The organism is Streptomyces sp. HUAS 15-9 (assembly GCF_025642155.1).
Taxonomy (GTDB): domain Bacteria; phylum Actinomycetota; class Actinomycetes; order Streptomycetales; family Streptomycetaceae; genus Streptomyces.
In genome coordinates this window covers 1,359,887-1,379,450 of record NZ_CP106798.1, presented here as the reverse complement: position 1 = coordinate 1,379,450, position 19,564 = coordinate 1,359,887, and the positions used below count along the sequence as shown (strand labels likewise).

The 19,564-nt window shown below is 73.0% G+C and carries 13 protein-coding genes and 1 pseudogene; 5 read left to right on the top strand and 9 right to left on the bottom strand.

All coding sequences use genetic code 11. From position 1 onward, the window contains the following. Positions 1–9: 9 nt before the first annotated feature. Positions 10–1,032, bottom strand: coding sequence for an MASE1 domain-containing protein (locus tag N8I87_RS06235; RefSeq protein WP_263206230.1), 1,023 nt, complete (start codon positions 1,030–1,032; stop codon positions 10–12). Positions 1,033–1,150: 118 nt separating this feature from the next. After that, on the bottom strand, positions 1,151–2,485 hold the full coding sequence (locus tag N8I87_RS06230) for a PP2C family protein-serine/threonine phosphatase (protein ID WP_263206228.1): 1,335 nt from the start codon (positions 2,483–2,485) through the stop codon (positions 1,151–1,153). A gap of 279 nt (positions 2,486–2,764) precedes the next feature. Between N8I87_RS06230 and N8I87_RS06225 the strand changes: the two genes are divergently transcribed. Continuing rightward, positions 2,765–3,928, top strand: coding sequence for an exonuclease SbcCD subunit D (locus N8I87_RS06225; protein ID WP_263206226.1), 1,164 nt, complete (start codon positions 2,765–2,767; stop codon positions 3,926–3,928). Further along, a pseudogene (locus N8I87_RS06220) lies at positions 3,925–6,917 on the top strand (AAA family ATPase). Before N8I87_RS06225 ends, N8I87_RS06220 begins: the two are co-directional and overlap by 4 nt. Before the next feature lie 2 nt (positions 6,918–6,919). Here N8I87_RS06220 and N8I87_RS06215 read toward each other — a convergent pair. After that, on the bottom strand, positions 6,920–7,366 hold the full coding sequence (locus tag N8I87_RS06215) for an Lrp/AsnC family transcriptional regulator (RefSeq protein WP_263216326.1): 447 nt from the start codon (positions 7,364–7,366) through the stop codon (positions 6,920–6,922). A gap of 94 nt (positions 7,367–7,460) precedes the next feature. Here N8I87_RS06215 and N8I87_RS06210 point away from each other — a divergent pair, with 94 nt between their 5' ends. Beyond that, entirely contained in the window at positions 7,461–7,934 is a 474-nt protein-coding gene (locus tag N8I87_RS06210; protein ID WP_263206224.1) for a rhodanese-like domain-containing protein, read from the top strand. Positions 7,935–7,958: 24 nt separating this feature from the next. After that, a complete protein-coding gene (locus tag N8I87_RS06205) occupies positions 7,959–8,474 on the top strand; it encodes an immunity 21 family protein (protein ID WP_263206222.1) in 516 nt (171 codons plus the stop codon). Positions 8,475–8,528: 54 nt separating this feature from the next. Here N8I87_RS06205 and N8I87_RS06200 read toward each other — a convergent pair whose 3' ends face one another. Together N8I87_RS06200 and N8I87_RS06195 are read right to left on the bottom strand one after the other, a co-directional pair. Next, positions 8,529–10,220 carry a DUF885 domain-containing protein gene (locus tag N8I87_RS06200; protein WP_263206220.1) on the bottom strand — a complete coding sequence of 564 codons (1,692 nt, stop codon included), beginning with the start codon at positions 10,218–10,220 and terminating at the stop codon, positions 8,529–8,531. Positions 10,221–10,253: 33 nt separating this feature from the next. Beyond that, positions 10,254–10,757 (bottom strand): Lrp/AsnC family transcriptional regulator, encoded by a 504-nt coding sequence (locus N8I87_RS06195; protein WP_263206218.1) that lies wholly within the window; start codon positions 10,755–10,757, stop codon positions 10,254–10,256. 59 nt (positions 10,758–10,816) lie between these two features. On the opposite strand from N8I87_RS06195, the gene N8I87_RS06190 reads away from it, so the two are divergent. Next, the gene (locus tag N8I87_RS06190; protein WP_263206217.1) at positions 10,817–12,022 is read left to right on the top strand and encodes a trans-sulfuration enzyme family protein; all 1,206 of its coding nucleotides are present in this window, start codon (positions 10,817–10,819) and stop codon (positions 12,020–12,022) included. 124 nt (positions 12,023–12,146) lie between these two features. On the opposite strand, the gene N8I87_RS06185 is transcribed toward N8I87_RS06190, so the two are convergent. The 4 genes from N8I87_RS06185 to N8I87_RS06170 form a co-directional block, all read right to left on the bottom strand. After that, positions 12,147–13,574: a GNAT family N-acetyltransferase gene (locus tag N8I87_RS06185; RefSeq protein WP_263206215.1), complete on the bottom strand. Its 1,428-nt coding sequence runs from the start codon at positions 13,572–13,574 to the stop codon at positions 12,147–12,149. Between the two features lie 149 nt (positions 13,575–13,723). Continuing rightward, positions 13,724–16,363 (bottom strand): DUF7824 domain-containing protein, encoded by a 2,640-nt coding sequence (locus N8I87_RS06180; RefSeq protein WP_263206214.1) that lies wholly within the window; start codon positions 16,361–16,363, stop codon positions 13,724–13,726. Continuing rightward, positions 16,360–17,772 carry an SWIM zinc finger family protein gene (locus tag N8I87_RS06175; RefSeq protein WP_263206213.1) on the bottom strand — a complete coding sequence of 471 codons (1,413 nt, stop codon included), beginning with the start codon at positions 17,770–17,772 and terminating at the stop codon, positions 16,360–16,362. Before N8I87_RS06175 ends, N8I87_RS06180 begins: the two co-directional genes overlap by 4 nt. Positions 17,773–17,938: 166 nt before the next feature. Further along, positions 17,939–19,525 (bottom strand): alkaline phosphatase D family protein, encoded by a 1,587-nt coding sequence (locus tag N8I87_RS06170; RefSeq protein WP_263206211.1) that lies wholly within the window; start codon positions 19,523–19,525, stop codon positions 17,939–17,941. Between the last annotated feature and the right edge of the window lie 39 nt (positions 19,526–19,564).

Here is a 19,564-nt window from a genome sequence, read left to right as displayed (position 1 = left end):
GAGGCGTGATCACACCGGTTTCGGGGTCTGTTCGCCGTGTTCCTCGTTCCGGCTCCGGCCCTGGCCGTCGGGGCGTGTCGGGCGGTGATCACCGGTGGCGATCCTGGTCACCATCCCGGCGAGCTGCCCGCAGGCGTGCGCGATCTCCAGCTGGGTCTGGTTGCGTTCGGCGACGGCTGCCGAGAGCAGCAGCGCGGTCAGCGCGGTGGAGGCGTTGAACGCCTGCAGAGTGATCATGTTGGTGAGCAGGTCGTGACCGGCGAACGGGCCCGACCCCCGGGTGGCCGCGATGATCGCGAAGGTCGAGATCGCCAGTGCGCAGGGCGCGGCCCCGGCCAGCTGGAAGCGGAAGGCCGCCCAGATCAGCAGGGGGAAGCCGAGGAACAGCAGCGGCGCGCGACCCGTTTCGAGCAGACCGAGGCCGGCCGTGGCCGCGACCAGGAGCAGCGCCTCCGCCCAACGGGACGGCGGCACGTCCCTCGGCAGGCGCGCCGAGCGGAGTACGAGCAGGACCGGCGCGACCACCAGGACACCCATCGCGTCGCCGGTCCACCAGACCGACCACGCCGGCCAGAAGTCGTCGGGGCCCAGCACTCCGGCCAGGCGCAGGGTCCCGCTGCCGATCGTCGAGCTGACCAGCATCCCGGCGAACGCACCGAGAAGGATCAGCGCCAGCGCATCCCGCAGACGGTCCATTTCGACATGGAAATCCACGCGACGGAGCAGCACGTAGGAGCAGATGGGCGCGAGGGTGTTGCCCGACGCGATCGCGAGCACGGCCAGGGCGGTCGGCCCGAGCGTGATGTTGACGAGGAAGGCGCCGATGGCGATCCCGGGCCAGACCCGGGGGCCGCGCAGGAGCAGGCTCGCCAGGGCGATACCGGTCGGCGGCCACAGCGGGGTGATCTGGCTGCGCACCAGCTGCTGGAGCAGCCCCAGCTCGGCCGAGCCGAAGTACAGCCCGGCGACCACGCAGATCTCCAGGACGGCCAGGCCACCGTGCCGGAGTCGGTCACGCCGCTCGACACTCATCGGGCGACCTCCGCATCGACATCGCCACGAGGTCCATCATCCGTCCGATCCCTCGGATCTTCCACGGCACGCCCGAGCCGACCGGTCCGGCACCGGCGACCGGCGGGCCGTCCGGGGGTCAGGCGGACGGGGTGCGCAGGGCGAGGATCGCCATGTCGTCGTGTCCGTCACTGGGGTGCTGATCGGCGAGCACCTGAACGAACTCCCGCAGGGGCAGATGGGCGTGCGCGCCGGCGAGTGCGGCGAGGGCGTTCAGACTCGCGTCGATGGAACGGTGCGGATCCTCGACCAGCCCGTCGGTGAAGAAGACCACGGTGGCGTCCGCGGGCAGGAAGCGGGAGTGGTCGGGGCGCGGCTGCTCGGGGTCGACGCCCAGCGGCAGCCCGGGCTCGGCGAACAGGTATTCCGCCTTCCGCTCCGGGGTGATCAGCAGGGGCGGGACATGGCCCGCGGTGCTCCAGTGCAGTCGCCAGCCCGGTCCTTCCGGCTCGATGCGCGCCAGTGTGGTGGTGGTGACGGGATTGTTCGTGATGGCCTGCAGGGTGCGGTCGAGCCGGGCGAGGACCGCGCCGGGCGTATGGCCCCGGTCGAAGAGCAGCGCACGCAGCATGTTGCGGGTGGAGGCCATGGCGGCGGCGGCCCGCAGATCGTGGCCGACCACGTCACCGATGACGACGGCCACGACGTTGTCGGGCAGCGGGACGGCGTCGTACCAGTCCCCGCCGACCTGACTGGGCTCGGCGGCGGGCCGGTAGATGGCGGCGGCGGTGAAGGGCCGCAGGTCGGGGAGTGTCGGCAGCAGAAGCCGCTGGAACTGCTCGGCTCCGACGCGCACCTGTTCGAACAGGCGGACGTTCTCGATGGCGATACCGGCGGCGCTGGCCAGGGCGACCAGGACGTTCTCGTCGTGGGTGTCGAAGGGCAGCCCGTCGTGCCGCTCCGAGAGGTAGAGGTCGCCGTAGATCTCGCCGCGGACGGTGATGGCGACGCCGAGCAGGGTGCGCATACGAGGGTGGCCGGGCGGGTAGCCGACGGAGGCCGGATGGCTTTGGATGCTGGTGACCCGCAGGGGCCCGGGATGGCGGATCAGATGGCCGAGGACACCCAGACCGCGCGGCGGGTCGGTCCCGGACAGGTCGGCGCGCTCCTGCTCGGACAGGCCGGCGGTGATGAACCGCTTCAGGCACTCTCCGTTCTCGTCGAGTACGCCGAGCGCTCCGTAGCGGGCGCCGACCAGGTCCATGGCGGTGGTCACGATGCGGTCCAGCACCGCGGGCAGCTCCATCTCCCGGCTGATGGCCACCACCGCGTCCAGCAGGCCCTGCAGCCGGTCCATGGCGTCGAGCAGGGAGCGCAACTGGTCGTCGATCCGGCCCAGCTCGGCACGCAGACGCAACTGCAGGTCGGGAAGGTGCGGCTGCCGGGGTCGTTTCCCTTCCTTCTCTCGTGCCATCGCTCTTGGTCGCCTCCAGCCCACGGATCCGCTTGTACAGCGTCTCATCCGAGGGGCGTAAAAGGTGCGGATATCAATTTCCTGGTCACACTACGCCTGCTCGGATCATCGCGGATGTATCGGGTCATATACCACCGGATGTGAGTGACGCATCGAGGTCCGTGATGGATCAGGCACCCAGAGGCGTTAGCGTGGTGGGTGCCGACCGCGCGCCTGTTGCCGGTCGGGTGCTGGTCCGAGGGGCGTCGAAGGGGGAAGCGTGCGGGGCGGAGCGGTTTCTTGAGATTGCTGCACACGTCCGACTGGCATCTGGGCCGGGCGTTCCACCGCGTGAACATGCTGGGCGCCCAGGCGGAGTTCATCGGTCACCTCGTCACCACCGTGCGCGAGCACGAGGTGGACGCGGTGGTCGTGTCGGGAGACGTGTACGACCGCGCGGTGCCTCCGCTCGCCGCCGTCGAACTCTTCGACGACGCCCTGCACCGGCTCGCGGCACTGGGCGTCCCCACGGTGATGATCTCCGGCAACCACGACTCGGCCCGCCGGCTCGGCGTCGGCGCCGGTCTCATCGGGCGGGCCGGCATCCATCTGCGCACCGAGCCGGCCGCCTGCGGCACGCCGGTCGTGCTGGCGGACGCCTTCGGGGACGTGGCCTTCTACGGACTGCCGTATCTCGAACCCGCCCTGGTGAAGGACGAGTTCGGGGTCGAGAAGGCGGGTCACGAGAGCGTGCTCGCGGCCGCCATGGACCGCGTCCGCGCCGACCTCGCCGCACGTCCGCGCCACACCCGCTCCGTCGTCCTCGCGCACGCCTTCGTCACCGGGGGCGAGGCCAGCGACAGCGAACGGGACATCACCGTGGGTGGAGTCGCCGCCGTACCGGCCGGGGTCTTCGACGGCGTCGACTACGTCGCCCTGGGGCATCTGCACGGCTCCCAGACCATCACCGAGCGCGTGCGCTACTCGGGCTCCCCGCTCGCCTACTCCTTCTCGGAGACGGACCACCGCAAGAGCATGTGGCTCGTCGACCTCGGCGCCGACGGCTCGATCGGCGCCGAGCGCGTCGACTGCCCGGTCCCGCGGCCGCTGGCCCGGATCGGCGGGACGCTGCAGGAACTCCTCGCCGACCCGGGCCTCGCCCGGCACGAGGACGCCTGGGTGGAGGCGACGCTCACCGACCCGGTCCGCCCCGCCGACCCCATGGCCCGGCTCACCGAGCGCTTCCCGCACGCGCTCAGCCTCGTCTTCGCCCCGGAGCGCGCCCCGGACGACCCCGACGTGTCGTACGCCGGACGCCTCGCGGGCCGCAGCGACCAGGAGATCGCCCAGGACTTCGTGGCCCATGTCCGAGGTGGCGGTCCCGACGAACGGGAGCGGGCGGTGCTCCGCGACGCGTTCGACGCGGTGCGCGCGGACGACGTCGTACGGGAGGTGGCGCGGTGAGGCTGCACCGGCTCGATGTGACCGCCTTCGGTCCCTTCGGCAGCAGCCAGAGCGTCGACTTCGACGCCCTCTCCGCCGCCGGGCTCTTCCTGCTGCACGGGCCGACGGGCGCCGGAAAGACCTCCGTCCTGGACGCCGTGTGCTACGCGCTCTACGGTTCCGTGCCCGGGGCCCGGCAGACCGGCCAGGGCCTCTCCCTGCGCAGCGACCACGCCGACGCGGGCACCCGTACCGAGGTCCGCCTAGAACTGACCGTCGCCGGACGGCGGTTGGAGGTCACCCGGCAGCCACCGTGGGAGCGGCCCAAGAGGCGGGGCTCCGGTACGACGACGGACAAGGCCCAGAGCCTGCTGCGCGAGTACGACGTGCCGGCCCGCGCCTGGAAGAACCTCAGCCGCTCGCACCAGGAGATCGGTGCCGAGTTCGAGCAGCTTCTCGGCATGAGCCGTGAGCAGTTCTGCCAGGTCGTCCTGCTGCCCCAGGGCGACTTCGCGCGCTTCCTGCGGGCCGACGCCGAGGCCCGTGGCAAGCTGCTGGGCCGCCTCTTCGACACCCGCCGCTTCGCCGAGGTGGAAAAGCGCCTCGCCGAACGCAGGCGTGCCACGGAGGCGCAGGTGCGCGACGGCGACGCCGGGCTGCTGGCCGACGCGCACCGCATGCAGCAGGAGGCGGGCGACGCCATGCCGCTGCCCCAACTGGCCCCGGGCGAGCCGGGCCTGGCCGAGGCCGTACTGGGCGCCGCGGCCATCGCCCGCAGCACCGCCCGGGAACGGCTCACCCTCGCCCACTGCCGCCTCACCGCCGCCGAGTCCGCCCAGGCCTCCGCCGACCGCGCGCTGGCCGACGTACGCGAACTGGCGCGGCTGCAGGGCAGGTTCACCGAGGCGCGGCAGCGGGCGGCGCGGCTGGAGGAGCGGTCCGGGGCCCACCGCGAGACGCAGACGCGGATGGAGCGGGGTCGCAAGGCGGAAACGGTGGCGCCGGCCCTGGAACTGCGGGAGGCCGCCGACGCCGAACACCGGGCAGCGGCCGCCGCCGAGGCACGCGCGCGTGGACCGCTGCCGGAGACCTTCACGGACGCCGGTCCCGCCGGGCTGGCCGCCGCCGCCCGCCGGGCCGCCGAGGAGCTGGGCGGCCTGGAATCGGCCCGCCGCGCGGAACAGCGGCTCGCCGAGATCGCCGACGAGCGGGCCGGACTGGACCGACAGGAGCGCGCCGACGAGGACGTGCTGCGGGAGGCCGCGGGCTGGCTCGCCGAATGGGATGACACGCGCGCGGGACTGCAGGCCCGGATCGACTCCGCACAGGAGGCCGCCACCCGCTCCGAGCAACTCGCCGTACAGCGCGATCCCGCGCGGCGGCGGCTGGGCGCGGCCCGGATGCGCGACCAGCTGGCCGGTGACACCGAGGGGGCCCACCAGCGGGTGCTCGCCGCCGAGCGCCAGGCACTTCAGACCCGTGCCCACTGGCTCGACCTCAAGGAACAGCGCCTGAACGGCATCGCCGCCGAACTCGCCGCGAGCCTCACCGACGGTGACCCGTGCGCCGTCTGCGGGGCCACCGAACACCCGGCGCCCGCCCGCAAGGTCGCCGGGCACGTCGACCGCGAGGCCGAGGACCGCGCCCTGGCCGCCTCCCGGCACGCCGACGAGCAGCGCGCCGAAGCCGAGCGGCGCCTGGGCGTCGTACGGGAAGCCCTGGCCGCCGCGACCGCCGAGGCGGGCGACGCGCCCACGGCCCGGCTCGCCGCCGAGGCGGACGAGCTGGAGCGCGCGTACACACAGGCCCGTCGGGACGCCTCCGCGCTGCACCCCGCCCACGAGGAGCTGCGGCGCGCCGAGCACGAGCGCGAGCGCCGCCAGGCCGAGCTTCGGCGGGCCGAGGTCGCCTCCGCCTCCCGGATCGCCCGGCGCGACACCCTGGAGCGTGAAAGGGCCGCTCTGGAAGAGGAGTTGGCGCAGGCACGGGGCACCGCCGGCAGCGTGGCCGCTCGGGCCGCGCAGCTGGAGCGGCAGGTCGCCCTGCTGACCGACGCGGCCGACACCGCGCGCGCCGCCGAGGACACCGCCCAGCGGCTCAAGGACGCCGACGCCCGCCTCGCCGACGCCGCCTACCGGGCCGGGTTCGAGACCCCGCAGGCAGCGGCCGCGGCGCTCCTCGACGACGCGGAGCACCGCGAGCTCCAGCGGCGCCTGGACGTCTGGCAGTCCGAGGAGGCCGCCGTACGCGCGGTCCTCGCCGAGGCCGACACCGCGGCCGCCGCCCAGCAGCCGCCGCCGACCTCGCAGCTGCCGAGGGGGACGCGGCCGCCGCCGCCCAGCGGCTGCGCGACGCGGCCTCCACACGCGACTGGGCCGCCCGCTGCTGCGCCGAACTCGACCGGCTCTCCGCCCGGGCGACCGACGGCGTACGACGGCTGGCGCCGCTGCGCGAGGAGTACGACCGCGTGGCCCGCCTGGCCGCCCTCACCGCGGGCACCTCGGCGGACAACGAACGCAGGATGCGCCTGGAGTCGTACGTCCTCGCGGCCCGTCTCGAACAGGTCGCCGCCGCGGCCACCGTACGGCTGCGGCGCATGTCCTCCGGCCGCTACACCCTCGTCCACTCCGACGACCGCACCGGCCGTGGCCGCAGCGGGCTCGGGCTGCATGTGGTCGACGCCTGGACCGGACGCGAGCGGGACACGGCCACGCTGTCCGGTGGCGAGACGTTCTTCGCCTCCCTCGCGCTCGCCCTCGGTCTCGCGGACGTCGTGACGGACGAGGCCGGCGGGGTCCGCCTCGACACGCTCTTCATCGACGAGGGCTTCGGCAGCCTGGACGACCAGACCCTGGACGAGGTCCTCGACGTGCTCGACTCCCTGCGCGAACGGGACCGCAGCGTCGGCATCGTCAGCCATGTCGCCGATCTGCGGCGCCGGATCCACGCGCAGCTGGAGGCCGTGAAGGGGAGAACGGGATCGGTGCTGCGGCAGCGGGGCGCCGGCTGAGCTCATCGCCCCAGCGGGCGCCGGGGCAGGGGCGAGGAGTACACGACGCTCGTGGTCACCGAGCCGAGCGCGCCGATCCTCCCCGAGATCGCCTCCAGATGGGACATGGAGCGCGCGGCGACCTTGATGACGAAGCAGTCGTCGCCCGTGACATGGTGCGCCTCCAGGATCTCGGGCGTCGCGGCCACCAGGTCGTGAAAGGGCCTGTAGTTGCCGTTCGGGTACCGCAGCCGCACGAACGCGAGGATGGGCAGGCCCAGACGCTCGGGGTCGACGACCGCCGCGTACCCCTGGATGACTCCGGCCCCCTCCAGCCGGCGGACCCGCTCGGTGACGGCACTGGAGGACATCGAGACGGCACGGGCGAGCTCCGCGAAACTGGCACGGCCCTCGCGTTGCAGGACGTCGAGGATGCGCCAGTCGGTGGCGTCCGGGGAATAAGCGGTCATCACCGAGAAATAGCAGGGGAATCCCCGGCTGATCAAGGGGAACCCCGGGGATCCCTTCTTCAGCGAGCGGGTCGGCAGCCATAGATTTCTTGCCATGATCACCGACACCGTGAACCCCGTCCTGCGGGTCGCCCCCGCCGCCCCGGCCGAGGCCGCCGCCCACTTCCGGGCGAGCCTCGCCTTCCACGCCGACGTCTCCGACGTGGCCGCCGCGCTCGCGGGGGACGGCGATCCCGGCTACGTCGTCCTCGACTCCCGCTCCACCGAGTCCTGGGACCAGGGCCACATCCCCGGCGCCGTCCACCTGCCGACCGCGCTGATCCCCGAGCAGGCCGAGCGGCTCCTCGACAAGTCCGTGCCGGTGGTGACGTACTGCTGGGGACCCGGCTGCAACGGCGCCACCCGAGCCGCCCTCGCCCTGGCCGAACTCGGCTACCGGGTCAAGGAGATGCTCGGCGGATTCGAATACTGGGCGCGGGAAGGCTTCCCGTACGAGACCTGGCAGGGGCCGCAGCGCCGGGACGCCGATCCGCTGACGGCACCCGTGGCAGGCGAGTGCGGCTGCTGACGCGCACCCGTGTAGGTTCTGCGCATGGCTCGATACGCGGAACCAGGCGTTCTGGAGTGGGTGGAGTCGGGAGGCGGCCCGCTCATAGCCGTCCCGGAGGCGGTGCTGCCGTTCTGGGCCGGGGCCGACGGCGAGGAGATGGACACCGACTACGACCGGGCGTGCGAGGTCGACGGATACGTCGGTCTGCTCCCCGTCGGCGACAGCGCGGCCCTGGTCCTCGGCGACGAACCGGCCTCCACCTCCTTCCTGCCCGACCACGGCGCCTTCGTACGGTGGAGCGCCGCGAACTCCGAGGACGAACTGCTGGCCGGCGTTCCCGCCGCCCTCGACGCGGCTGTGTGGGAGGACGAGGTCGGCTGGGACATACCCGGCCCCGTCGTCCTGTTCGACTCGGCCTGGTCCGGCACGGACACCGCCCACCAGGAGCACCTGAGGGTGCCGCTGGAACCGGGCCGGTACGCGGTGCGTGCCGCCTACGCGCAGCCGGGACCGGAGACCTGGGTCGGACTCGTACAGCTGCGACGGCTTCCGCACTGAACCGGCGGCCGGTGACCGGCGGCGCCCACGCGGGCGTCGCCGGTCACGCGCCGCTCAGAGCCGGGACAGCTCGTCCACCAGGTCGTCCAGGCCCAGCGAACCCTGGGAGAGGGCCGCCATGTGCCAGGCCTTCAGGTCGAAGGCGTCGCCGTGCCGTTCGCGCGCGTTCTCCCGGCCCAGTAGCCAGGCCCGCTCGCCGAGCTTGTAGCCGATCGCCTGGCCCGGAATGGTCAGATAGCGGGTCAGCTCGCTCTCCACGAAGTCCGCCGGGCGGCTGCTGTGCGCGCCGAAGAACTCCTGGGCCAGCTCCGGCGTCCAGCGCTCACCCGGGTGGAACGGCGAGTCAGCCGGGATCTCCAGCTCCAGGTGCATGCCGATGTCCACGATCACGCGGGCCGCGCGCATCATCTGCGCGTCGAGGTAGCCGAGGCGGTGCTCGGGGTCCGTGAGATAGCCCAGCTCGTCCATCAGCCGCTCCGCGTACAGCGCCCAGCCCTCCGCGTTGGCGCTGACCCCGCCGATCGTGGCCTGGTAGCGGGAGAGGTCCTTGGCCACGTGCGCCCACTGCGCCAGCTGGAGGTGATGACCGGGCACGCCCTCGTGGTACCAGGTCGACACCAGGTCGTACGCCGGGAACCGGGTCTGGCCCATCGTCGGCAGCCAGGTGCGGCCGGGGCGCGAGAAGTCCTCCGACGGAGCCGTGTAGTACGGGGCCGCCGCGCCGCCGGGCGGCGCGATGCGGGCCTCCACCTTCCGTACCCGCTCGGCGAGTTCGAAGTGTGTGCCGTCCAGATCGGCGATCGCGCGGTCCATCAGGCCCTGCAGCCACTCGCGGACTTCGTCGACGCCCTCGATGTGCGTGCCGTGCTCGTCGAGGTGCGCGAGCGCCACCCACGGTGTCTCGGCACCCGGCAGGATCTTCTCGGCCTCCTGCTTCATCTCGCCGAGGATGCGGTGGAACTCCGACCAGCCGTACGCGTACGCCTCGTCCAGGTCCAGGTCCGTGCCGTTGAAGTAGCGCGACCAGCGCGCGTACCGCTCGCGGCCAGCCGTGTTCGGAGCGCCCTCGATGGCCGGCATGTAGACGTCCCGCAGCCAGTCGCGCAGCTCCACGACGGCCGCGGTCGCCCCGCGGGCGGCCTCGTCCAGCTCCGCGCGCAGCGCCTGCGGCCCGGCCGAGACGAAGTCCTCGAACCAGCCGCGCCCCTGGCCGTCGGTGTCCGACCACTCCGTGAGCTGGTCGATGTGGGTGGCGGTCGGACGCGGAGCCGCGTACAGCTTCCGCTCCAGACCGAGCGCCAGGGACTCGCGGTAGCCGGCCAGCGCGGCCGGGACCGCGCGCAGCCGCTCGGTGATCGCCGCCCAGTCCTCGTCCGTCTGCGCCGGCATCATGGTGAACACGTCGCGCACCGCGTGTCCGGGCGTGTGCAGGTTGCCGATCGCGCGCAGGCTCTCCTCGGCCTCGTGCACCGCGAGCTCGGCGGTGAGCCGCTCGCGCAGCAGACGCCCGCAGCGGCGCTCCACATCGCTGTCCGCCCCGGGCCGGCGCTCGGCCTCGTCCAGCTTCGCGAGGGTGGTCCGCGCCAGCTCCGCCAGGGCCTGCTGGCCCGCGGGAGAGAAGTCGGGCAGCCTGCTCGCACTCTCCTTCACGCCGAGGTACGTGCCGGTGACCGGGTCGAGGGCGACGAGCTCGTCGACGTAGGCGTCGGCGACTTCACGGGGCAGCGGGCTCTTGGTCTCAGACATGCCGCCCATCCTCATACGGCGACGATGTCTGCGTCACCCATGTATTCCTGATTCAGCTGTGGGCGTGGCCGGGGGCAGCAAGGGGCCGCACTCCCACTGCTGGAAGATCAACCGGGTCTCCACACGAGCCACTTCGCGGTGCGCCGTGAACTCGTCGAGGACCAGCCGCTGCAGGTCCGCCATGTCCGCCACGGCGACATGCACCAGATAGTCGTCGGGCCCGGTCAGATGGAACACCGTCCGTGACTCCGGCAGCGCGCGGATCCGCTCCACGAAGGGACCCACCAGCTCCCGGCGGTGCGGTCGCACCTGCACCGAGAGCAGTGCCTCCAGGCCGCGCCCCAGTTTGGCCGGATCGAGCCGCAGCTGATGCCCGAGGATCACGCCCGAGCGGCGCAGCCGGGCCACCCGGTCCAGACACGTCGACGGTGCCACGCCCACCAGGGTGGCGAGGTCGCGATAGGTGATCCGGGCGTCGTTCTGCAGCAGGCGCAGCAGATGGAGGTCCACCGGATCCAGTACGACAGATTCGGCCATTGGCCGAACGTAGCACGGTGTTCGATTCTTATCACCCGTTCGGTGTTCACCCTCTGCCCATGGACTCAGCGAGCACGGGTGCCTACGACGCCGTACGCACCGCATCGAGAGCACTGGCCACCGAGGCCGTGCACGCCGGCCGCGACGACCTCGCCCGGCAGGGCCTGCACGCCCCGCCCATCGACCTGTCCACCACCTATCCCTCGTACGACAGCCGGGGCGAGGCCGCCCGCATCGACGCCTTCGCCGCCACCGGCGCCGCCCTGGACGGGATGCCGGTGTACGGGCGGCTGGGCAATCCGACCGTGGCCCGCTTCGAGACCGCGCTGGCCCGGCTGGAGGGCACCGAGTCCGCGGTGGCGTTCGCCAGCGGGATGGCGGCGCTGAGCGCGGTCCTCCTCGCCCGCTCCGCGACGGGCCTGCGCCACGTCGTCGCGGTCCGCCCCCTGTACGGCTGCAGTGACCACCTGCTGACCGCCGGACTGCTGGGCACGGAGGTGACCTGGACCGATCCGGCCGGGATCGAGGACGCGCTGCGCCCGGACACCGGGCTTGTCATGGTCGAGACGCCGGCGAATCCGACGCTGGCCGAGGTCGATCTGCGGGCGGTCGCCCACGCCTGCGGCTCCGTGCCGCTGCTCGCCGACAACACCTTCGCCACGCCCGTGCTCCAGCGCCCGGCCGAGCAGGGCGCCCGGCTCGTGCTGCACAGCGCCACCAAGTACCTCGGCGGCCACGGCGACGTGCTCGCGGGCGTGGTGGCCTGTGATGAGGAGTTCGCGCGACAGCTGCGGCAGATACGATTCGCCACGGGCGGCGTGCTGCATCCGCTGGCCGGTTATCTGCTGCTGCGGGGGCTGTCCACGCTGCCGGTGCGGGTGCGGGCCGCCTCCGCGAGCGCCGCCGAGCTGGCCCGGCGCCTGGTCGCCGACCCGCGTGTCGCGCGGGTCCACTATCCGCGCATCGGCGGCGCCATGATCGCCTTCGAGGTCCAAGGTGACCCGCACGAGGTCATCGCCCGCGTCGGGCTGATCACCCCGGCCGTGAGCCTGGGCAGCGTCGACACCCTCATCCAGCATCCGGCGTCCATCAGCCACCGCATCGTGGACGCGGAGGACCGGCGCGGGGCCGGTGTGAGCGACCGGCTGCTGCGGATGTCGGTCGGGCTGGAGGACGTCGAGGACCTGTGGGCGGATCTGGACAGCGCGCTCGGAGAGCACGGTGAGGCGTCGTCGACGGCGCAGCTTCAGGCGGCGGTGAGCTGAGGCCTGGCACGGGGCAGGTCGACAGGCGAACGGCCCGGCGGGGTTCCGCCGGGCCGCTCGCCGTTCGCCGAGCGGACGCTTGGTCCCGCCTGGCTTGGTCCCGCCTCGCTCGGTCCCGCCTTGTTCAGTCGCGGCGGGCCGGTCCGCCGACCTGCCCCTGCCTGCCGTCGTACGACAGCAACGAGGTGACCGGGGTGGTGCCCAGGCGGGCCGTGATGACCAGCGTGCCCTCCTCGATCTGGTAGTCGAGGGGCAGGCCCAGACCGCGCATCGCGGCGACCATGCCGGTGTTGGACGCCTGCGTCACGGCGTACACGCTCTCGCAGCCGGCGTCGACCGCCATCGCCACCAGACGGCCCAGCAGCTCGCCGCCGATGCCGCGCTGCTGCCACTCGTCCTCGACGAGCAGGGCGACCTCCGTCTCGTCGCCGTCCCAGAGCAGATGACCGAGGCCGACGATGCGGCCCGACGCCGTCTGCACGGCCAGCGTGCGCCCGAAACGCGGGCTCAGCAGGTGGTTCAGATAGCGGTCCGCGTCACCGATCGGCCCGTGGTAGCGCATGCCGAGCGTCCGCGCCGAGCACCGCTCGTGCATCGCCTTCGCCGCCTCGACGTCCCGCGTGTCGGCCCGGCGCACGGTGATCGCGCTGCCCTCGGGCAGCGTCAGCACGTCCTGGCTGCGCGGGATGCGGGGGCCGAGCCGGGCGTCAAGCTCCACCAGCGCCCGTGCCCGGGCGAACTCGGTCGGCGTGAACGGCAGATACGGCCGTTCCACGGTGATCACTCCGCCTTCCGGTGCCCGCAACCGCATCACGGTGTCCTCGAGTGTTCCCTCGGCCGGCACCTCCTCCGGCGCGCGGCGGCCGCCGAGGGACGTGGCGGGCAGCGAACGGATGGTGCACCGTCCCAGCAACTGCCGCAGCGCCAGCGGAAGTTCCGCCGCGTCCAGCGCGGTGCGCGCCGCGAGGCCCAGGACCCGGGTCGGCGCGTCCACCAGGTCGTGCGCGTCGGCCCGCTCGATCCAGGTGGTCGTGCCCCCCGCCCGCGAGACCGCACGACTGATCTCGGCGGCCGGGAGCTCACCCGGGGCGCGCAGCAGGAACTCGTCCACCGTGCCCTCGGCCAGCGGATGCGTCTGCAGGCTCAGGATGTCGACCCGCTGCCCGGCGAGAGCCGTGCACAGCGCGGCCAGCGAGCCGGGTTCGTCCTTCACCGTCGTCCGCATCCGCCACAGCGTGCTCGCCCCGGCCACCGCCCGGGGCGTCGTCGCGTGCTCGTCGGACGGCCCGGCCTGGGTGATCGGCCGGGCACCGGTATCGCTCGTCGGCGGTGCGTGACCGTGGCGCCGTGACCACCAGACGTGGAACCCCGCCGTCGCGGCCAGCGCCACCGCCGAGATCAGCAGCAGCGCCGGGCCGTCGGGCCCGTGCCCGATCAGGTTCGCCACCGCGTCCGCCACCGCGACGGCGGTGAACAGGGCGGCGAGTTCGACGACGTCCCGTCGCCAGTGGTGCACGGGACGCCCGTGCTTCGTCCGTGTCACATCAGACATTCCTCGATTCATGCACCCACTGTGAAGGAACGGTGTTGCGTGATCACGAACGACTTGTGACCGATGGGTAAAGCGTGCTTCTGCCCCTTTTATTGTTCTTTCTATTACCGGGCGGGAGCGGCCTGTTGCCGGGCGGGAGCCGCCTACTCCTACCGGGCAGGAGCGGCCAGGGCGTCCCGCAGCCGCCGGGCCTCGGTCACCAGCCGGGACGAACCACGCCGGGCGGCGGTCGCGGCGAGGTGCGGCAGCTCGCCGCGCGCCCCGGACCGCTCGGCGCACTCGGCGGCCACGGCCAGCAGGTCCCCGAGCCCACGGACCGACGCCGTCTCGGGGTCCGCGAGCAACACAGGCAAGGTGTGACGCAGCATCTCCCATATGGTCGCGTTGGCCCCCGTGGCCGCCGCGGTCCGGGCCGACTCGGCGAGTCGGAGCGGCTTCACCGTGCCGCACTGCACCAGCAGGCCGAGATCGGTCCCCAGCCCCTCGGCGTCGAGCTGTCCGCGCGCGGCGAGCACCAGCAGCGCGTCCACCGCGGCGAGCCGGTCCTCCGCCTGCCGAGCCCCCAGCCCGTACGCCACGCACAGGTGCACGCTCGCACCCGCCTCGCCACCGGACTCGGCCAGCAGCGGGAGGATGTCGACGGGTCCCGGGATGTCGTTCACGGCCGCCCCGGAGAGGTCGTGCACGATCCGTGCCGCCACCAGTTCGCGCTGCTCCGGGAGCGCGGCCAGCCAGTGCCGCCGCAGCTCTTCGTTCCAGTGAGAGCAGTGCCAGTGGGCTCCGTAGGCGGCCAGCCGACGCCCGAGCCGCTGGAATTCCGCGGGGAAGTCCTCCTGCAGTTCCAGCAGTTCGCCGAGCTCGACCACGATCCGCGTTGCCGAGGTGTGCCGGGTGGACCAGGGCTGGGCGGGGCCCTGCTTGGACAGCCAGCGGGCGAGACGGTCTCCCTCCGCCGTGCCGAGCGCCGCCGCCCGCCGGGCTGCCGCGGTGGCCACCGGCCGGTCCGCGCGCCGCACCCGCAGGAGGGCCTGTGCGAAATCGGCCGCCGCGACGCGGGCGCCCAGGCGCCGGTAGGTGCCGAGGCGGTCCACCAACTCGTCCGGCTCCAGGAGTCCCGTGCTCCAGGTGGGCGTCGACAGCAGCAACGGCAGCGGGTCGGTGCGGAGCCGGTACGCCACTTCCCACAGCCGGGAGTCGAACACCTCGGAGAGGCCGACGTGCAGGCAGCCGGGGCTGTTGGAGCCGTTCTGGAGCGCATGGTGGAGCGTGCTGGTCTTCATTCCTCCGCGCAGCGTCGCGAGGAGGAGGTCGAGAGCGTCCTCGGTGCCGTGGAGGTCGTTGTACGAGTTGAAGTACGAGTCCGCGTGGTGCCACTGGCCCGGTTCCGCGGTGTGCCAGTGGCGTCGGACGATCACCGGCTCGAGCGCCTCCAGCAGCGCGTCGAGGTTCTGATGGGCCTGGCGCACCAGGCCGTCCAGGGCCCGCTCGAACGTGGCCACGTCACCGCCGGCGGCCAGCAGGGCGCTCACCTCTTCGGCCAGTTCGACCGCCGACTCGGGCGCCGCCGCGAGGCGCACCGGCTCCGGAGCGGGCGGCAGCACCTCCTCGTACACCACCGGTTCCCGGTCCACGCCCGTGAGGCCCAGGCCGTCCACCGCGCGGGTGCGCAGCGAGGGCGTCAACTGCTCCACCGCGAGCGTCAGTTCGTCTCGCAGGGCGTCGGAGTCGACCTTCTTCGCATGCCGCTCGACCAGTTTGAGCGCCCGCTCCTGCAGCTGGGTGTCCTCGTGCCCGAACGCCTGGGCCGCGACGGGAAGCAGCTCGGCCGCCGCGGACGGATCGCGGGACAGCACCTTGCCGAGCAGCACGAGCTGGGCCCGCACCAGCTTCTTCTCGGTGCGGAACAGCAGACCTTCGGAAGCCTCGGCCAGCAGCCGGGTGGACAGCTCGCCGTCCAGCGCGAGGGAAGCCAGGACCGACTGGGCGTGGGAGGCGACGGGGGAGGCGGCGTCGCGAGCCAGGGCGATCCAGTCGGCGGTCCGCTCCCGCTCCTCCTCCCGGGTGAGGCCGAGCAGTTCGAACAGGGGGAGGAAGACCCGGTGGTCGGTGGGGGCGCCGCCGCGCAGGAGGCGTGAGACACAGGCGTCGACCATGGTCTTGCGGTCCAGCGATCCCCTCCGGGTGAGCTCGGCGAGGGCGCTCTGCCAGGAGTTCGGTCCGTCGCCGAACAGCCAGCGGACCTCGCTGAGGTCCGTGAGGTCGAAGAGGCCGGCCACGAGCCGGGCCAGATCCGGCTCCCCGCGCAGCCGGTCGAGGATCGAGCCCGAGGCCCAGGAGCTGCCGATGTGCCGGATCCAGCCGACCACATAGGCGTCCGTCACCGGGACGTCGCAGCCCGCCCGGTGCACCAGCCCGGACATCAGCTCGTACGGTACGTCCGCGGACACCGGCCGCTGTGCGAGCCGGTGCGCCACATCGGCCAGCCACGCGTTGTCACGGCCCTCCAGTGCCTGCAACAGCAGCTCGGGCGACGCCTGCCACCAGCGCATGTCCGAGCCCGAAAGCCAGCTCGCCGCGGCCGCCGCTCCCGTGTGGCAGGCCGCCCCGGCCGCGTGCAGCGCCGGATGGGCGTCACGGGACGCGTTGCCCCAGGGATCGGTCCGCAGCTCCTTGCGGACTGCCTTCAACTCGGGCAGCAGCGCTCGCCGTTCGGGGTCCGTCATCCCCTTGAGCAGGCGCAGCGTCTCGGCCGTCCGCCCCGCCCGCACCGCCTTCATCACCGCGCTCATCGCGCACCCCCGTCGACTCCCGCGAACTCCTGTCCCACCACGGCACCCCGCCGCACCATCCGCACCGCCAGCGCGTGCTTGCACGGCCCGCGCCCGCCGCGGTACTTCGCCCACCACAGACAGCTGCAGCTGAGCACCCCGGCCTCGTCGCGAACCCGGTGCACATGGCCGTCCTCGGCGGTCACCGTCCCCAGCGGCCCGTCCAGGGCGACCGCGCCCGCGGCCACCAGCGCCCGCGCCGAACGCAGCCGCGGATTGTGGCGCTCGACGCGCCCTGCGTCGTACGGCAGCTCCCGGTGGAAGTAGGCCGCCTCCGCCGTGTCGTAGCCGACGCGTCCGGAGGTGCCGAGCCGGACCAGGGCCGCGCGCACCCGCTCCGGGGTGAGCCCGGAGGAGTCGGCGAGGTCGGCGACGTCGACGCGGGGCTCCCACGCCAGCAGCACCTCGATCAGCTCCGCGTCGTCGGCGGCCTCGTCGGTGGCCAGAGCGTCCAGGACGCCGCCCTCGCCGGAGAATCCGCGCGAGGCGTCGGGCGACAGCGTGAGCGTCAGCCGCATGCCCGGCAGGACCACCTCCCAGGCGGCCGCCGTCGCTCCGGCCCCGGCACCGGCGACCGCCGGGCCGTACACCCGCAGGGCCGTCGCGTGTCGCAGCACCCGCTGGAGCGCGGCCAGCCGCTCGGGGCCGGGCAGGCACACCGCGCCCGGCACCGGCCGGGTCGTCGGCCGCAGCCCGCGGCCCACCGGGACCACCCAGCGCGGACCGCCGGCCCCGCGCCCCGTTCCGCCTACCCGGGGCAGCCCGCGCAGGAACCGCACAGCCTCGTCGGCCGGCAGTTCGGCCCGCAGGTCGAACCCGGCCGCTGTCACCTGGGCCTCGGCGAATCCGCGCAGCCAGCGGTCCGGGAGCGGCACCTTCTTCTCCACCACCGGTCCGTCCAGCGTGGTGACGGCCAGCTCCTCGGGGCCCACGCGCAGATGGAGCGGGTCGGCCGTGCCGATCCGGGACAGGGCCTCGCGCAGCGGGTTGTTGACGTCGACGTTCGTCGTCCCATGGCCCACCTCGCCGCCGTCTAGGCCGGGGCCGAGGACGTCCAGGCGCGCGTACACGCCGCCGCAGCCGGAGAAGGACTCGAAGCGCAGCCGGTCGCCGTTGCCGGTCACCACCGGGTCGAGCGAGGCGCGCAGCTGCGGCTGGTAGTAGCGCGCGGCCGCCACGTCGCCCACCGCGAGCAGCCCGGCCGCGGCGACCTGAGGCGAGGTCAGAAAGCCCGCGAAGAAGCGCGGATGGTCCTCGACACCGGTGGGCGTCGCGCCCCGGGAGGTCTCGAGCCCGAGGCGTCGTCCGTCCGCTGCGGATTCCAGCACGGAGGGTTGGCGATAGGCCACGGCCTGTACAGATCGCGTCATGGGAAAAACCGTAGAGACGACCACTGACAATCGGTCCTGACCTGCGAAAACGCCTCTCCCGGCGGTGAGTTGGGAGGGACGGTGCGATGCCGCGCGCCGGGGGGATGACGCCGGTGCGCGGCACAGCGAAAGGGCACGGGAGCCACTGGCCCACCAGGCCCGGTGGTTACTGGCCGACCAGGCCCGGCTGGAGCGTCTGGGTGAACAGCACGGTGCCGTCCTGCCCGCGCAGCCGCACCGTCAGCTCCCCGCTGTGGCCGTCGATGTCGACCTCGCCGAAGAACTGGTAGCCACCGGCGGGCGAGACGTTCGAGGCGGTCGGCGCCTTCACGAACACCCGCTCCGGACCGAAGGTGTTGTCCAGGGCGTTGGCCGGGAAGGCGCCTGCGTTCAGCGGACCCGAGACGAACTCCCAGAACGGCTCGAAGTCGGTGAAGGCGGCCCGTGATGGCTGGTAGTGCTGGGCCGAGGTGTAGTGCACGTCCGCCGTCAGCCACAGCGTGCCCGTGATCCGCCGGTGCTTGATGAACCGCAGGAGTTCGGCGATCTGCAGCTCACGGCCCAGCGGAGCGCCGGGGTCGCCCTGGGCCACCGCCTCGATGTTCGGCAGGCCCTCCATCGGGTCGGGCACGACCAGCCCGAGCGGCATGTCGGCCGCGATCACCTTCCACACCGCCCGCGACCGGGACAGCTCCCGCTCGAGCCACTCCAGCTGCTCGTGGCCGAGGATGCCCTGCGGGTCCACGCTCTGGTTGTCGGAGGAGTTGGCGTTGCGGTACGTCCGCATGTCGAGGACGAACACGTCGAGCAGCGGGCCCTGCCGCAGGACGCGGTACACCCGGCCGTCCTTCGCGCCCGGCCGCAGCGTCGAGACGGGGAAATACTCGCTGAACGCCCGCCGGGCGCGCGCGGCCAGGACGTCGATGCTCTTCTCGGTGTAGCGGGTGTCCGTGGAGGCGATCACCTCGCCCGGGTACCAGTTGTTGCGCACCTCGTGGTCGTCCCACTGGACGATCGAGGGGACCTGTGCGTTGAAGCGCTTGAGGTTGTCGTCGAGCAGGTTGTAGCGGAAGTTGCCGCGGTACTCGGCGAGGGTCTCGGCGACCTTGGACTTCTCCTCGGTGGTGATGTTCCGCCAGGCGCTGCCGTCGGGCAGGGCCTGGGTGGCCGAGATCGGCCCGTCGGCGTAGACGTTGTCGCCGCTGCAGATGAAGAAGTCGGGGTCGAGCTTCGCCATCGCGTCGTAGATCCGGTAGCCGCCGAGGTCGGGGTTGATGCCCCAGCCCTGGCCTGCCAGGTCGCCGGACCACAGGAACCGCACGCCGTCGCGCCGGTGCGTGGACACGGTGCGGAAGGTGCCCGTGACCGGCTCGCCGGTGCGCCGCGGGTCGTCCGGGTCGGCGAGCAGCACGCGGTAGTGGATCTGCTCGCCGGGCGGGAGGCCGCGCAGCCGTGTGGTGCCGGTGAAGTCGGTGTCCGGGCCCAGGAGCGGGCCGTGCCATCTGTGCGCGATGCGGAACGACTCGGTGGCCGACGTCTCCACGATCATCCGGGCCGCCCGGTCCGAACGCACCCACACCAGACCGGAGTCGGAGGTCACGTCGCCCGTCTGCACGCCCCAGCCCGCCTTGGGGCGCCCGGACAGGGCGGATGCCGGGGCCGCGCCCGGGGCCGTGGGCAGGGTCAGGGCCGCCGACGCGGCCAGGGAGCCGCGCAGGACGCTGCGGCGGCCGGGGAACGGACGATGTGCCATGGAAGGGCCTCCTGAACGGGATCCGGCCAATGTGCACTG

What these genes read in the sequence shown, in the direction of transcription:
- N8I87_RS06235 (WP_263206230.1), bottom strand. Translation starts at nt 1,032, where the DNA reads ATGAGTGTCGAGCGGCGTGACCGACTCCGGCACGGTGGCCTGGCCGTC.
- N8I87_RS06230 (WP_263206228.1), bottom strand. Translation starts at nt 2,485, where the DNA reads ATGGCACGAGAGAAGGAAGGGAAACGACCCCGGCAGCCGCACCTTCCC.
- N8I87_RS06215 (WP_263216326.1), bottom strand. Translation starts at nt 7,366, where the DNA reads ATGACCGCTTATTCCCCGGACGCCACCGACTGGCGCATCCTCGACGTC.
- N8I87_RS06210 (WP_263206224.1), top strand. Translation starts at nt 7,461, where the DNA reads ATGATCACCGACACCGTGAACCCCGTCCTGCGGGTCGCCCCCGCCGCC.
- N8I87_RS06205 (WP_263206222.1), top strand. Translation starts at nt 7,959, where the DNA reads ATGGCTCGATACGCGGAACCAGGCGTTCTGGAGTGGGTGGAGTCGGGA.
- N8I87_RS06200 (WP_263206220.1), bottom strand. Translation starts at nt 10,220, where the DNA reads ATGTCTGAGACCAAGAGCCCGCTGCCCCGTGAAGTCGCCGACGCCTAC.
- N8I87_RS06195 (WP_263206218.1), bottom strand. Translation starts at nt 10,757, where the DNA reads ATGGCCGAATCTGTCGTACTGGATCCGGTGGACCTCCATCTGCTGCGC.
- N8I87_RS06190 (WP_263206217.1), top strand. Translation starts at nt 10,817, where the DNA reads ATGGACTCAGCGAGCACGGGTGCCTACGACGCCGTACGCACCGCATCG.
- N8I87_RS06185 (WP_263206215.1), bottom strand. Translation starts at nt 13,574, where the DNA reads ATGTCTGATGTGACACGGACGAAGCACGGGCGTCCCGTGCACCACTGG.
- N8I87_RS06180 (WP_263206214.1), bottom strand. Translation starts at nt 16,363, where the DNA reads ATGAGCGCGGTGATGAAGGCGGTGCGGGCGGGGCGGACGGCCGAGACG.
- N8I87_RS06175 (WP_263206213.1), bottom strand. Translation starts at nt 17,772, where the DNA reads ATGACGCGATCTGTACAGGCCGTGGCCTATCGCCAACCCTCCGTGCTG.
- N8I87_RS06170 (WP_263206211.1), bottom strand. Translation starts at nt 19,525, where the DNA reads ATGGCACATCGTCCGTTCCCCGGCCGCCGCAGCGTCCTGCGCGGCTCC.